The sequence below is a fragment of the Rhizobium sp. 05L419 genome (genome assembly GCF_056397845.1).
Window position 1 is genome coordinate 48,284 of sequence record NZ_JBFTOF010000029.1, and the last position, 13,863, is coordinate 62,146.

The 13,863-nt window shown below is 59.6% G+C and carries 11 protein-coding genes and 3 pseudogenes; 11 read left to right on the top strand and 3 right to left on the bottom strand.

Going from position 1 to position 13,863, the window contains the following annotated elements; genetic code table 11:
• The first annotated feature begins 28 nt into the window (after positions 1-28).
• From AC1DMK_RS26435 to AC1DMK_RS26470, 8 genes are all read left to right on the top strand, one after another.
• Entirely contained in the window at positions 29-823 is a 795-nt protein-coding gene (locus AC1DMK_RS26435; protein WP_037060496.1) for a DeoR/GlpR family DNA-binding transcription regulator, read from the top strand.
• On the top strand, positions 820-1,773 hold the full coding sequence (locus AC1DMK_RS26440; RefSeq protein WP_477863292.1) for an N-acetylglucosamine kinase: 954 nt from the start codon (positions 820-822) through the stop codon (positions 1,771-1,773). Before AC1DMK_RS26435 ends, AC1DMK_RS26440 begins: the two co-directional genes overlap by 4 nt.
• A gap of 38 nt (positions 1,774-1,811) precedes the next feature.
• Entirely contained in the window at positions 1,812-3,068 is a 1,257-nt protein-coding gene (locus AC1DMK_RS26445; RefSeq protein WP_477863294.1) for an ABC transporter substrate-binding protein, read from the top strand.
• Entirely contained in the window at positions 3,065-3,982 is a 918-nt protein-coding gene (locus AC1DMK_RS26450) for a carbohydrate ABC transporter permease (protein ID WP_477863296.1), read from the top strand. The genes AC1DMK_RS26445 and AC1DMK_RS26450 overlap by 4 nt, the downstream gene beginning before the upstream one ends.
• Complete coding sequence (locus AC1DMK_RS26455; RefSeq protein WP_477863298.1) at positions 3,982-4,839, top strand: carbohydrate ABC transporter permease; 858 nt, start codon at positions 3,982-3,984, stop codon at positions 4,837-4,839. The genes AC1DMK_RS26450 and AC1DMK_RS26455 overlap by 1 nt, the downstream gene beginning before the upstream one ends.
• 11 nt (positions 4,840-4,850) lie before the next feature.
• Positions 4,851-5,804, top strand: a complete 954-nt coding sequence (locus tag AC1DMK_RS26460) for an SIS domain-containing protein (RefSeq protein ID WP_477863300.1) — start codon at positions 4,851-4,853, stop codon at positions 5,802-5,804.
• Positions 5,801-7,105 carry a D-tagatose-bisphosphate aldolase, class II, non-catalytic subunit gene (locus AC1DMK_RS26465; protein WP_477863302.1) on the top strand — a complete coding sequence of 435 codons (1,305 nt, stop codon included), beginning with the start codon at positions 5,801-5,803 and terminating at the stop codon, positions 7,103-7,105. Before AC1DMK_RS26460 ends, AC1DMK_RS26465 begins: the two co-directional genes overlap by 4 nt.
• A gap of 64 nt (positions 7,106-7,169) precedes the next feature.
• Positions 7,170-8,240 (top strand): ABC transporter ATP-binding protein, encoded by a 1,071-nt coding sequence (locus AC1DMK_RS26470; protein ID WP_477863304.1) that lies wholly within the window; start codon positions 7,170-7,172, stop codon positions 8,238-8,240.
• 333 nt (positions 8,241-8,573) lie between these two features.
• Here AC1DMK_RS26470 and AC1DMK_RS26475 read toward each other — a convergent pair whose 3' ends face one another.
• On the bottom strand, positions 8,574-10,817 hold the full coding sequence (locus AC1DMK_RS26475) for a methyl-accepting chemotaxis protein (RefSeq protein ID WP_477863306.1): 2,244 nt from the start codon (positions 10,815-10,817) through the stop codon (positions 8,574-8,576).
• Positions 10,818-11,287: 470 nt separating this feature from the next.
• Positions 11,288-11,500: pseudogene (locus tag AC1DMK_RS26480) on the bottom strand (ParB N-terminal domain-containing protein); the annotation flags it as partial.
• Positions 11,501-11,839: 339 nt separating this feature from the next.
• Between AC1DMK_RS26480 and AC1DMK_RS26485 the strand changes: the two are divergent.
• Both AC1DMK_RS26485 and AC1DMK_RS26490 read left to right on the top strand, forming a co-directional pair.
• Positions 11,840-12,190 (top strand): MbcA/ParS/Xre antitoxin family protein, encoded by a 351-nt coding sequence (locus AC1DMK_RS26485; protein ID WP_037060397.1) that lies wholly within the window; start codon positions 11,840-11,842, stop codon positions 12,188-12,190.
• A complete protein-coding gene (locus AC1DMK_RS26490) occupies positions 12,187-12,696 on the top strand; it encodes an RES family NAD+ phosphorylase (protein WP_477863308.1) in 510 nt (169 codons plus the stop codon). Before AC1DMK_RS26485 ends, AC1DMK_RS26490 begins: the two co-directional genes overlap by 4 nt.
• Here the strand turns inward: AC1DMK_RS26490 and AC1DMK_RS26495 are convergent.
• Positions 12,659-13,449, bottom strand: a pseudogene (locus tag AC1DMK_RS26495) (lactate dehydrogenase); the annotation flags it as partial. The gene AC1DMK_RS26490 and the pseudogene AC1DMK_RS26495 overlap by 38 nt on opposite strands.
• 69 nt (positions 13,450-13,518) lie before the next feature.
• On the opposite strand from AC1DMK_RS26495, the pseudogene AC1DMK_RS26500 reads away from it, so the two are divergent.
• Positions 13,519-13,863, top strand: a pseudogene (locus tag AC1DMK_RS26500) (transposase); the annotation flags it as partial.

The window sequence follows — 13,863 nt, forward strand, 5'->3', positions numbered from 1 at the left end:
AATTAAAAACTTCATGGGGGAACGAGCCTTGAACCAGAGCGGTGGCCTCAAGACAGATCGGCTGGATCTTATCCGCAGCCATCTCTATGCGAATGGCTTCTCGACGATTCAGGATATCGCGGATGCCGTGGGCGCATCGCTGGCGACCGTTCGACGGGATCTCCAGGTTCTTCAACAGGATGGCGCGATCGACCGGGTTCACGGCGGTGCCCGCATCGCCGAGGGATCGGCCGTCGAGCTCGCTTTCCAGGAGCGCGAAAAGCGCCAGCTTTCAGCAAAGCGCGCCATCGCAAACGTAGCCTACGAGCAGCTCTCTGCGCGCACCGCGATCTTTCTGGATGCCGGAACGACCGTACTTCAGCTCGCCAAGCTCATCCGCATCAATCCGATTCCGTTGCGCATTTTCACCAACGGCCTGATTGTTGCGCAGGAATTCCTGAACATTCCCCATCTTGACGTCGTTCTTCTCGGCGGGCAGTTGCGCAGCGAAAATGCCTCGCTCGTCGGGCCGCAGGCCGAGGCGATGCTTGAGGACCTCTGGTTCGATCAGCTCTTTCTCGGCGCAAGCGCCATTGGCGCGGATGGCGCGATTTACAGCGTCGATAGCGCCGAGGCGAGCCTCAACCGACGGATGCTGACCCGGTCGGCCGACCGGTTCGTTCTGGCCGATGCCTCAAAATTCGGCACGATGACGACCTACAAGGTCGCTCCGCTCAGCAGTGCGAAGTTGATCACGGATGCAAGCGTAACCCCGCACTGGCGCTCGCAACTCGCCGACCTCGGCGTGGAAGCGACATTCGCCGACCAGGGGGCGAAATGGTGAGCGACGATCTCATCCTTGGCATCGACGGCGGCGGGACCAAAGTGATGCTCGCCCTGGCTGACAGCAGTGGCCGAATCCTGCGGACCGGACTGGGCGGTGGTGTAAACCCCATGGACAACCCGGACTGGCGGCATGAACTCGATAGGCAAATCGAGCCATTCCGCAACGAAGGCGCACTGGCGGCGGTCGCTGCCGCCTTGCCCGCCTATGGCGAGGTCTCGCATCTCTCGCGTCTCCTGGAAGAGGTTATCGAGCAAGCCTTTCCCCATACGCGCACGAGCATGCTCAACGATGTCGACGCCGCCCACCTAGGCGCACTTGCCGGCCAGCCGGGCATCCTGGTGCTCTCGGGAACGGGCGCGATGGCATGGGCAAGAAATGCCAAGGGCGAGCCGGCCCGGACGGGCGGCTGGGGCGATATTATCGGTGACGAGGGCAGCAGCTACTGGATCGGGCGACGGGCTCTCAATCTCGTGAGCCAAAGTCTCGACGGGCGTGCGCCGCCCACTGCTCTGGCCAAGGCCGTGTTCGAGCATCTGAAGTTGGACATCTCCGATCCGATGGACAGCCTCGGTGGCTGGGTGACAGCGCTTGCCAAGCCGCGATCGAGCATCGCGGCCCTCTCGGCAGTCGTCGACAAGACAGCGAACGACGGTGACGCCGTCGCCATCGGGCTGCTCGAACAGGCGGCCGACGAGCTTGCCAAGCATCACCATGCGATTGCCGGTCACTGCCAAGCAGGCGCCGACTGGACCTTTGCCGGCGGCACCTTCGCAAGCCGCACACTCATAGAGGCGCTCGAGCGCCGCATCGGCCGTTCCGCGGCCGCTCCGAAACTTCCCCCAATCGGCGGAGCGCTTTTCGCGGCCGCCCAGCTTCTCGACTGGCCCGTAGACGATGGCTGGATCGAACACGTCGCCGCATCGGCAAAAGCGGCGTTTGCGCAATAAAATACAATAAAGCTTTGATAACAAAGAAGGATGGGAACATGCGTAAAACTATCTTTTCACTGCTCGCCTCAGCCGCGCTGGCTGTCGCTCTTCCTGCCGCCGCAGACGACTCCAAGCCGCTGGCCGGCGGGTCGATCACCGTATTGATGCCTTCGCCGCAAGGTGCTGACGTTGCCGCCGCTTTCGAAGCAGAAACCGGCATCCACGTCGATCTGCAAACGCTTTCCTGGGACGACATTCGCCCGAAGCTGGTGACTGCGCTCGTCGCCGGTACGGCGCCCGCCGATGTTACGGAATTCGACTGGTCGTGGACAGGGCAGTTCGCCGCCGCCGATTGGTACATGCCCCTCAACGATGTCATCGATGCAGACACCGTATCCGACATCGGCGTCGCGAAGATCTTTACCGTTGACGGCAAGCTGCTTGGAGTTCCCTATTCGAACGACTTCCGCGTGATGCTCGTCAACAAGAAGCACTTCGCCGATGCCGGCATCACCGAAATGCCGAAGACGCTCGACCAGCTGGTCGCCGCCGCAAAGCAGATCAAKGAAAAGGGTCTTTCCACCTATCCGATCGGCCTGCCGCTCTCGGCAACCGAAGGCGCTTCGACGAGCTGGTATCTTCTGACCAAGGCGTTCGGCGGCGAGTTGTTCGACAAGGACTTCAATCCGTTGTTCACCAAGCCTGACTCCGCCGGCTACAAGGCACTCGCATTCGAGCTGATGCTGCTGAAGGACGGCCTCGTCGATCCTGCCTCGACCGGCCTCAAGGACAGCCAGATCAACGAAGGCATGTTTTCCCAAGGTCTTACCAGCATCATGATCTCAGGCGAACCCGGCCGTCTTGGTCAGATGAACGATCCCAAGCAGTCGAAGGTTGCCGGACAGGTGGAGGCGATTCTGGTTCCCACCGAGAGTGGCGAGACCCGCAGTTTCGGCCTACCTGAGGCTCTTGCAATCCCGAATGTCTCGCCGAACAAGGAAGCCGCCGTCGCCTTCGTGAAGTGGTTCACGAGCCGTGAGTTTCAGAAGAAGAACATGGCAAATGGCTTCCTGCCAACACGCACCTCGGCGCTGGCCGAACTCAATTCGGAAGGAAAGCTGAATAGCGGCGAGGCGCTTGTCGCGCAGTCGAAAACGGTCGAAGCGCTATTTCCGCAGGGCACTCCACCATGGTACCCGCAGTTTACCAGCGGCGTGAATACCGCAATCAACAGCGCCGCCAAGGGGCAGATGACCGTCGACCAGGCTGTCGAGAGCATCGCCTACGCCGCAAAGCAGGCAATGGCACAATGACCGCTGTCGCCTACAAGGACACCACGAACAAGCGGGGTGTCGGCTTAACCGCCGACATCACTCTTGGCATGCTGCTGGTGTCCCCGATCGTCATCACCATGGCGGCTCTCGTTTTCTACCCGATGGCGCGGACGTTCTGGGACAGCCTGCACAGGGTCAATCCAATGCAGGCCGGAAAACCGTTTGTTGGGTTGGAAAACTATATCCGCATGCTGTCGGACGGGCAGCTCGGCACGACGTGGGTGAATACCCTGATCTACGTCGTGCTGGCCGTGCTCGCGGAAACGATATTCGGTGTTCTCGCCGCCTCCCTGATCAACCAGCTAAAGGTCGGAAGGCAATGGGTGCTTGCGGCCGTCATCCTGCCTTGGGCGCTGCCGGGCGTGGTCAATTCAGTCATCTGGCTATGGATCTATCAACCGGGCGCTGGACTTCTAAACGGCATCCTGTCGGCGCTAGGGCTTCCTTTCGAAAATCACGTCTGGTTCAACGATCGCACGAGCGCGATTATCGCGGTTACCGTCGTCCACGTCTGGCGGATGATGCCTCTAACGATCGTTATCGTACTTGCTGCAATGCAGAGTATCCCAGCTCATCTTTATGAAGCCGCTCGCATAGACGGCGCGACGCGTCCGCAAATGTTCGCTCTGGTCACACTCCCATTGGTGCGCAGCGCCATTGCCGTCGCGATGACCAATGCGACCGTGAATGCTTTTAACCTCTTCGACGAGGCGTGGGTGCTTGCCGGATCAAGTCTCGAAACACGACCTATTCTCGTCCAGATCTATCTGGAGACGTTCCAGAACCTGCGGTTCTCCTACGGTATGGCGCTCTCGGTTGTCATTACCTTCGTCTCGCTTCTGGTCTCGCTCGTATACGTCCTTCGGGTCTATCGCAACACACGGTTCGACTGATGAAACCCACCTTTCTTTATCGCCTGCAGATATGGATCGGCGTCGTCGTGCTGCTGGTCTGGTCGCTTGGACCGGTCTATTGGACGATCGCCAGTTCCGTGACGCCGACGGACGACTTTTCCGTGAGGCCCATCAACTTCTTCCCCCAGCACTTCACGCTCGACCACTATTCCCGCCTTCTCGGGATCAACGTCGACCGGATCGGCGGGGTTGAAGTCTGGAAACAGTTTCGCGCCGCGCTGCTGAACAGCGTGGTCACCTCGGCGGCGGCAACGATCTTGTGCGTGGCAATTTCCGCTCTGGGTGCCTATGCGTTCACCCGCATGCGGTTTCCCGGCCGAAACGCCCTTTTCGGCGTGGTCGTGGCAACACTGGCGATCCCAGCCTATGCCGTCCTGATCCCCCTTTATCAGATAATGATCAAGATGCATCTGGTCGACACCTACGTCGGTGTTGCTCTAATCTATGTCTCGGCCTATCTGCCGCTCTCTCTCTGGCTGTTGCGAAGCGTTTTCGAAGCACTGCCGTTGGCACTTGAGGAGGCGGCGCAGCTCGACGGCGCAGGACGTCTCTACATCTTCTTCAACATCGTGCTTCCACTGGCAGCTCCCGGCCTGACCGCAGCCGCCATCCTCACCTTCCTGGGCGCATGGGGGCAGTATCTCGTCCCGCTCATCTTCTCGCCACAAGCGACCAAGCCATTGACGGTTCTCATCCCTGAGTTCGTCACGAAAAACTTCATCGACTACGGGCTGATCACAGCCAGCGGATCCATCGCGATCGTCATCCCGGCCCTCGTCGTCATCTTTCTCAACCGATACCTCGTCAGTGGCTTGCTGGCCGGTTCGGTCAAGTAATCGGAGCCAAAATGAACACCACCGAAAAAGTGATCCTCGAACAATTCCCGTTCTGGGAAAAGGCACTGGGTTCGAACACCGCGACGAAACGAGACGACGTCCTCGTTTATGTAGGCTGTGGCACGTCCTATTACCTTGCCATGTCGCTGGCCGCCTTCGCAAACAGCGCCGGACGTCGGGCGATCGCGGCGCCCGGTGCCGAATGGCTGAACCGCCCGTCAGTCTTCTGGCCCGACTGGAAAAACACGCATGTGGTTGCGATCTCTCGCAGCGGCGAAACGACTGAAACGGTCGCCGCTGCGAAGAAAAGCCGCGAGAACGGCGCCTTCGTGACAGCACTGACCGTCGAGGCCGAGAGCTCACTTGCCAAGCACAGCGACCAGGTCGTTGCGTCGCCGACCCATACCGAGGAGGGCATCGTAATGACGGTGTCGGCGAGCCTCATGCTTTTGCTCGGTATGCAGATGGTCGGCCAGACGATACCGCGGTCGGTCGTAGCCTCTGCCAGCAAGCTCGCCGAGACGCTCGACGCATCCTTGAGCAAGCGCGTTCTTGAACGGAGCCACTTCGTGTTCCTCGGCGGCGGTCCTCTCTTCGGCATCGCGTCGGAAGGCGCTCTGAAGCTGATGGAAATGAGCCAGGTGATGACGCAGCCGTTTCACCCGCTCGAATATCGCCACGGCCCAATCAGCCTCGTCGACGAAAGGACCGCGGCCGTCATGCTCTACAGCTCAGATCAAAAGGACGCGGAAGCAAAGCTCGTTGAAGAGCTGCGCGAAAAGGGCGCCATCGTTATCGGCCTGGGCGGCCCCGGCGACATCGAACTTCCAGTCGACGTCGATCTCTCCCTCGCAGCACTCGTTATTCTCCCCGCGCTGCAGATCTTGGGCGAGCGCGTGGCGCGCTCGCGAGGTATCGACACGGTATCCCCGCGGCATCTGACGAAGGTTGTGACACTGGCATGAGCGCCGATTTGAACCGGAATCGCAAAGCCGCCTTCTCCAAGCTCTTCGGCGCCCGGAGAAAGCCTTTGCCGCGTGGCATCACGTCTGTCTGCTCCGCCCATCCGCTTGTCATCGAAGCAGCTTTGCGACGGGCAGCGCAGGAAAACCAGGTGGTCCTGATTGAGGCGACCTGCAATCAGGTGAACCAAGACGGCGGATATACAGGCATGACGCCGGCCACCTTCCGGCAGTTCATCGAAGGTATGGCCGAAAGGGTGTCCTTCCCGGCAGAGGATATCATTTTGGGGGGCGATCACCTCGGCCCCAATCCGTGGAAAAAGCTGAGCGCCGACGAGGCTATGACGCGGGCTGAAGCCATGGTGGCGGCCTATGTGGAGGCGGGTTTCGAAAAGCTTCATCTCGACACGTCGATGGGATGTGCAGGCGAGCCGATAGCGTTGGTCGATGATCTGACCGCGCAAAGGGCCGCGCGCCTGGCGAAGGTTGCAGAAGACACGGCACGAAGCACCGGGCGGCGCCCGCCGGTCTATATCATCGGTACCGAGGTTCCTCCTCCCGGTGGCGCAACCCACGCGCTCGAAGAACTTGAGGTCACAGGTCCAGACGCCGCCCTCATGACGCTAGAGGTCCATGCGTCGGCCTTCGAGAAAGCCGGTGTCAAGGAGGCCATGTTTCGCGTGATCGGGATCGTCGTCCAACCGGGCGTGGAGTTCGGGAATACGAATGTCGTTTTGTATGGGCCGGAGCGTGCCCAAGGGCTGGCGTCGGCACTCACCAAGATGCCAGGGCTTCTCTTCGAGGCGCATTCGACTGATTATCAGACGGTCCGGGAGCTTTCCGCCCTCGTCGATGACGGGTTCGCGATCCTGAAAGTCGGGCCAGGACTGACCTTTGCGCTACGCGAGGCGTTGTATGGCCTCGACGCCATTAGGGGTGTTCTCAATAAAGAGCGCGGATCAGATAGCCTCTACCTCGAGATGGAGGCCATTATGCTCGCCCGGCCGGAACATTGGGCAGGTCACTATAGCGGCTCGGCTGAGGAGCAGAGACTGCAGCGTCATTTCAGCTACAGCGACCGGATCCGTTACTACTGGCCAGACAAGCAGGCTTCGCGTTCAGTGGACGGTTTGATCGCGGGACTGCCCGATCCAGTACCGGAGGCCCTGATCAGCCAGTATCTGGCGCGGGTCTATCCAGAGGTCGTGACAGGGCGCGTCGCGCCGCAGGCCCGTGATCTGTGCCTCGCCGCGATTGAAGCCGCGCTCGCGCCGTATTCCGCGGCAACGTCCAGCCGCCGATAAATTCGAAGGCGGTTGGCCGATTTCACGGCGACCGCGCGTCACACAGTTTCAGCCGGAGAGAGTTATGGCGTCAGTCAGCGTCGCGAATGCCCGCAAAAACTATGGTCATCTAGAGATCTTGCACGGGGTCGATATCGACATCCAGGATGGCGAATTCGTCATTCTCGTGGGTCCGTCAGGATGTGGAAAATCCACGCTGCTGCGGATGATCGCAGGTCTGGAGGAAATTTCCGGTGGACGCATCTCCATCGGCGGGCGGGTCGTCAACAATGTCGCCCCCAAGGAGCGTGACATTGCGATGGTGTTTCAGTCCTATGCCTTGTATCCGCATATGACCGTTGAGGCGAACATGGGCTTTTCCCTTCGGCTGGCAAAGGCACCCAAGGAAGAGATCAATGGTCGCGTCCGCGAGGCGGCGCAAATACTGGGACTTGAGCATCTGCTCGACCGCCATCCCCGAAATCTATCGGGCGGACAGCGCCAACGCGTCGCCATGGGCCGGGCGATCGTCCGTCAGCCGCAGGTATTCCTGTTTGACGAGCCGCTTTCCAATCTGGATGCCAAGCTCCGGGTGCAGATGCGCTCCGAGATCAAGCAACTGCACCAGCGCCTGAAGACCACCACCATTTATGTCACGCACGACCAGATCGAAGCGATGACGATGGCAGACCGGATCGTCGTTATGCGCGACGGTTACGTCGAACAGATCGGCTCTCCGCTCGACCTTTACGACCGGCCGGCCAACCTTTTCGTCGCCGGCTTTATCGGCTCACCCGGAATGAACTTCATCGAAGGCAAAGTCAGCACCGACGGGCCGATCGAGTTTGTCGCGGACAGCGGTGCACGGTTGCCGATTCCCGGAACCGTATCGCTCGAGCGAGGACAAGAGATCGTCTACGGAATTCGGCCGGAACACCTGGTCATCAATCAGGGTGGTTCGACGGCACAGGTCACGCTCATCGAGCCGACCGGTGCAGAAACGCAAATAACGGCGACGCTGGGGACCGCACAGATAGTTGCGACCGTTCGAGACCGCCTCGCACTTAAGTCCGGCGACGCGATCTCGATCACGCCCGACCTTACGAAGGTGCATATTTTCGACGCCAAGACCGAGAAGTCATTGAAAATGTGCTAACGCAGGCTGTGCTCCCGAGCCGGAGATCATCACCGCCCAACTCGCCAGCCTGACACCTGTGCCGACTTGCAACCCGCAATGTCGGCGGTTCCTGCGGCACCGGGCTGGATGGTCGCTGGGCTTGGGAATAAGCGCAAGAAATGTTGCGCTTAGACTTGATCTTTGCTCGTCCCAATCGAGGGAAACGATGGTTCTGCAGGTGACGGGGGACGTGTTCAGGCCTTAATGAACCATCCAAGAACCGTTAAGCCACAAACAATGTGCCATAACCCCCAAAATTGTCTGTCGAAGCCCGCTACCGGTTTCTGCCAGACTTTGGTCGGCAAGCGGCTTCTAAGCGGCTGTTGTGAGGGTTGGGCGACGGGTTGTTTGGACATGGGATTGATTTGTCGGCCTCCAGACCTTGTTCAGGGCGCCGAGATTGAACTGGCCCAGCCGTCCAGACAATGAGGATACTTCTGTCACCAGCGTGTGCGAAGCTGCGTTCGATTCTTCGACCATGGCGGCATTCTGCTGCGTCGCCTGATCCATCTGGTTCACGGCCGTATTGATTTCCTGCAGCCCGGTGGATTGTTCGCGCGAGGCCTGAACAATCGCTTGGACGTTGCCGTTGATACGCTGCACCTCGGCGACGATTGATTGCAGTGCGTCTCCGGTCCGGCCAACAAGGTTGACGCCGCGCTTCACCTCGTCACCAGACGTTGTGATCAATGTCTTGATTTCCTTTGCAGCAGCGGCCGAGCGTTGCGCCAGTTCGCGAACCTCCTGCGCAACCACTGCAAATCCCTTTCCGGCTTCACCGGCACGCGCCGCTTCGACACCGGCGTTCAGCGCCAGAAGGTTCGTCTGGAAGGCAATGTCATCGATCACACCGATGATGTTCGAGATCGACTGCGATGACTGCTCGATGCTGCTCATCGCGGCAACGGCTTGGCGGACGACTTCACCCGACCGTTCGGCATCTTCCTTGGTGCGGCTGACAACCGATCCAGCTTCCTCCGCTCGAATGGCCGAGTCCTTGACGGAAGTAGTAATCTCTTCGAGCGCTGCTGCGGTTTCCTCGACAGAAGCCGCCTGCTGTTCGGTACGCCGTGCAAGGTCGTCGGCAGCCGATTTGATTTCTTCGGAACCGGCCTGGATAACAGCCGCACTTTCCGAAAAGGAGATCATTGCCGCTTGTAGCTTTTCAACCGAATGGTTGAAGTTCCCGCGAATTTCATCGAGGGCGGTCGTAAACGGACGGCCCAGCCGCACTGTCATGTCGCCATCAGAGAGTTTTGCCAAGCCCAATGCCAGCTCGCTGACTGCAAACTTTACTTCCTCTTCCTGTGCTGTGCTGATACGGGCACGCTCGGCACGTTCGGCTTCTTGAGTGGCATGAAGAGCCGTCGCCTCTTTTTCCAATCTGATTTTCTGGCGATTGCTGTCTAGGAGAATTGCAAGCGAGCGCGATAGGTCGCCAATTTCGTCCTTGCGATTGCGATCCTTGAGTTCCACGTTCAGGTCGCCATTGGCAATCTGATCTGTTTCTGCGATCACGTTGGTGACCCGCTTGATGAAACCGCGCGCAATCAACCAGCCGCAAAAACCGAGCAGAAAAGCCGACAGGCCGATGATGGCGGCTGCGCTCCATGCCATATTGTAAAGCTTGGCAAAAACCGTCGACTTTGGAACGACGACAATCGCATACCAGTTTACATCGCTGGTGAGCTTGACCGGGTAGGCCGTCGAAAAGATTCGTTCCCCATTCAAGTCCACGGTTTCGAGCGTGATACCGGGCTCGCCGATAAGTTGGTTCCAGCTGCCGGTTGCGGCGCCACCGTCTTTGATATTCTTGCCGACGAGTTTCGCGTCTGGATGGCTAATGATGTTGCCCGCGCCAGTGATCAAACCGAGGTAGCCGGTCTCCATTGGATGCACGGCGGCGATCGCCTTGTTGGCCGCATCAAGCGAGATATCCAGGCCGGCAACGCCGAGCACCTGGCCGTCGATGACGATCGGTTTTGCGATAGATGTCATCAAAACATCTTTGCCGTCGACCGGGTAGATATAGGGTTCGATCACGACTGGCTTTTTCTGCGTGAAGGGCTGTTGGTAATAATCGCCGGCGCCGGCTACTGTGTAGTCAACGAGGGGCGTGTGTTGAATGGTGTCTCCCCCGCGCACCCAATAGGGAACGTAGCGCCCGGTGGAGTCATGGCCTTCCGCGTTGACGAAATCCTTGTCCTTGCCGTCAAAAGCATTCGGCTCCCATCCAGTCCAGACGCCAAGCGCAATGGGATTGTCGCTCAACAGGTTCTTGAGAATGAGATCAGCTTGCTTCCGATCGGCAGTCCCGTTTTCCTTCATGGTCGACAGGCTCGTCTCCAATCCGTTGACAATGCCCATTGCCACATTCATGGTCTTTTCTTGCTCAAGGGCACTCACAGCGGCGATGCGGCGCATCTGGTCCAAACTCGACTGCTCGATGTTTTGGTAAGCCAGGTAGAACAAAACACTGGAGGCGGCGACCGTCGCCACCACCCCTGACGCAGCGACCGCAAATATGTTGCGGCTGGTAGCAGATCTGAACAACATCGATAGTCCCCCGGTAATAGAGCGTGGTCGATCAATCCCGATCGCCGCAGCCCGTAGTGCCCTCGATCTGGCCGTTAGTTCTCTATAGTTAGTGAGAGCTTATTAATTTGCAGTTTATTTGACGGATAAGATCCTCGTCGGCTATCTTTTCGTTGACAATATTGCGACGAGAAAGGACGTACTCCGGCGGTTGGCTGAGCCGCATTTCCGCAATAAGCGAAGCGGTCGCCAATTGTCGTCGATGGACGGTCTGATCGCGGCCACCGCGACGGCGCACAATCTTACTTTTCCCCGCAACACCAAGGATTTCGAGGGCTTTGCCGACCATCGCTGTTGACGCCAACGGCGATGATGACGGCGCCGCGGTCGGCGGCAGGTATGGTACCGGGCGCAAGCATTGAAGTCTCGGTAGAGGCCAAGACGGGCGATGCCCCCGAAAAAAGTGGGTGCCACCGAGACCTGTGCGACGGCGCGGCGATAGCCTGCTTCACGCGGCGATGGCCCGCCTGGATAATGTAGCCGTTTCCGCCGTCGAGCTCGGGCGAGATGACCGGCGGCTGGATGATGCCGACGGCTTTCACCGTGGCCAGCAGCAGCGCGTCAGACTGCGGTGAAGATTTCGAGCGGCGGGCGTCGTCTGGATTTTCATTCAGCGAACGCGGATCGACCTTCATGAGTTGCATGGGAGTTTTCCTTTCCGGGGATTCGGACGCGGCCCTCTGCCGATCCTTCCTGCCTTCATTCTCTCCTGAAGACACCCCCCGGACCGCGGGGCGGTCGGACCGTGCGCAACTGCGGCCGAGCAGCCCTGCCGCGAAGGACAAGCGAGGCTAACAGCCTTGCGAAGGACGAATGGCCGGGATGCGCAGGCGGCGGTTGAGCGACAACGGCGACGGGAGGACCGATCTGCGACCGAGTGCTTTTCCATTTTCTATCTTTCCATTTCCATCTCTTATCTTTTGACGCTTGTACTGACGCACTTTAACGTCTATATTTGAGGCAGAGATGCGAGAGGTAATCTAATGGGACTGGTTCAGTATTCTGATGAAGGTTTCTTCGCGCCCCGCAAGATCGCGGCGGCTTTCCGAACCACCAGTGAGGAAGTCGCCAACACGGCGGGCTTGGGAAAGGATGCCGTCCAACGCAAGGATCGTGTTCGCTCGGATCGGACCCAGCGACGGCTGCGCGAAATGATCGAGATCATCAACAAGACGGAACCCCGGTTCGGCTCCGGCCTGATGGCCTATGCCTGGTTCCGATCGGAGCCGCTGCCCGGTTTTTCCGGCCAGACGGCAATGCAGCTCGTCCGTAGCGGTCGGGCCAATGAAGTGCTCGACTATATCGACGCCGTCGATGCCGGTGTACACGCTTGATCGTACCGTTCCGCTACGAGGGGAAGCTCTATCGCGCGCTCAATCCAATCTATGCGCGCGAGCCCCTGTCCGGCCGCGGCGCGCAACTCTACGGCGGCCGGTTCAATCCAAAGGGCGCGGCCGCCCTCTATTCGTCCCTGTCGATCATGACAGCGTTGAGAGAGGCCAACCAGGTCGGCAATCTTCAACCGACGACGCTCGTCTCCTATGATGCCAAGGTCGACCGAGTCTTCGATTGCCGAGACGAAATAGCACTGGCCACCGAACGCATGGATGCCGAAGGTCTGGCGGACCCCACATGGCGTGACCAGATGAAAGCGAGCGGCGAATCCAGGACGCAAGCTTTCGCGCGGCGCTTGATCGCATCCGGCTATAATGGCCTGCTTGTCAGGAGTTTTGCACCCGGAGCGACCGGGAGCGACCTCAATCTGGTGCTGTGGAAATGGGGCAACGTCAGTCCTTCCCGTCTCATCCTGATTGACGACGAAAATCGCCTGTCGAGGTAGGTTCCGATGCGACTGTCGCGTTCTCCGAGTTCCTTGAGTCGTTGGCGAGCCCCACATTGACGTCGCGAAGCTGCCGCGGTTCTCAGTGAGCTCTTCCACGAACGCGAAGGCAGTGCCCTCACGCGACCCGATAAGAAACAAGCCGCCTGCGCGCCTCCTCTAGCCGCTGCCGATAGCGCTCCCGCTCCTGGTTAAAATCGCCCAGCGCGTGCTCGAGGCGGGAGATGGCGCCGAGCGGCGTGACCGTTACCGCGAGATCGATCTCATAGTCGGCGCCCGTTCGCTGGAGCATGGTAGTGTAGCGGTAGCCGTCGGACTTGCCGAACCGCTCGCTGTCGTAGACGAGCTCGAAGCCGCCGATCGTAGCGGTGACAATCTCCCCCTCCTGCTGAAGCTGGACGAGGGTGAGGATTTCCCTCATCAGCGCGCCCTCCCAGCGGCCTTCCACTCGCCAAAGGAAACGCCCGTGACGGTCATCGCGAAGGCATCTCCCGCGGTTGGAACCAGCCGTTCGATGTCCTTGGCGATTTCGCCGATGAGTCGGGTTGAGACCTCAATGTCGCGTTCGGCGTCTCTGACCTGCCGGCGCACCGCGAACAGATCGTCATCATGGGCCACGCGCAGCCGCTCGAGGCCGGCGATATCGGCTTGGAGCCCAGCCTTCTGCATCAGGCGCTCGTCGCCCGAAGCAATCACCTTCGCCATGGCGAACTGGTTGGCCTGGCCTTCACCGAGATCGGGATTTCGCGACAAGATTTAGAATACGCTGCTCAGGCGAGAACTTCCGCCAGCTCGATTAGGCTACCCGCCATGTGGTCCCAGGCGGTCATCCAGAAAGCGTACATTCAAGGCATCTCGACGCGCTCGGTTGATGATTTGGTCAAAGCCATGAGTATGAGCGGCATCTCCAAGAGCCAGGTGTCGCGCCTGTGCGCCCCTTTCGGCAATGCAGGCATTGCCTGCAGGGCAGGGAGAAATCGACGTCAAGGTGAAGGCGTTCCTCGACCGTCCCATCGAAGGTGACTGGCCATACGTCTGGGTGGATGCGACGTACCTCAAAGTCCGCCGTGGCGGGCGCATCGTCTCCGTTGCCGTCATCATCGCCGTCGGCGTCAACAGCGACGGGCGGCGTGAGGTTCTGGGTATGGAAGTCGGCACGTCCGAAGC

Bases quoted from the DNA above. Each gene is read 5' to 3' on its own strand.
- AC1DMK_RS26450 (WP_477863296.1), top strand. From the start codon at position 3,065: ATGACCGCTGTCGCCTACAAGGACACCACGAACAAGCGGGGTGTCGGC.
- AC1DMK_RS26455 (WP_477863298.1), top strand. From the start codon at position 3,982: ATGAAACCCACCTTTCTTTATCGCCTGCAGATATGGATCGGCGTCGTC.
- AC1DMK_RS26460 (WP_477863300.1), top strand. From the start codon at position 4,851: ATGAACACCACCGAAAAAGTGATCCTCGAACAATTCCCGTTCTGGGAA.
- AC1DMK_RS26465 (WP_477863302.1), top strand. From the start codon at position 5,801: ATGAGCGCCGATTTGAACCGGAATCGCAAAGCCGCCTTCTCCAAGCTC.
- AC1DMK_RS26470 (WP_477863304.1), top strand. From the start codon at position 7,170: ATGGCGTCAGTCAGCGTCGCGAATGCCCGCAAAAACTATGGTCATCTA.
- AC1DMK_RS26475 (WP_477863306.1), bottom strand. From the start codon at position 10,817: ATGTTGTTCAGATCTGCTACCAGCCGCAACATATTTGCGGTCGCTGCG.
- AC1DMK_RS26485 (WP_037060397.1), top strand. From the start codon at position 11,840: ATGGGACTGGTTCAGTATTCTGATGAAGGTTTCTTCGCGCCCCGCAAG.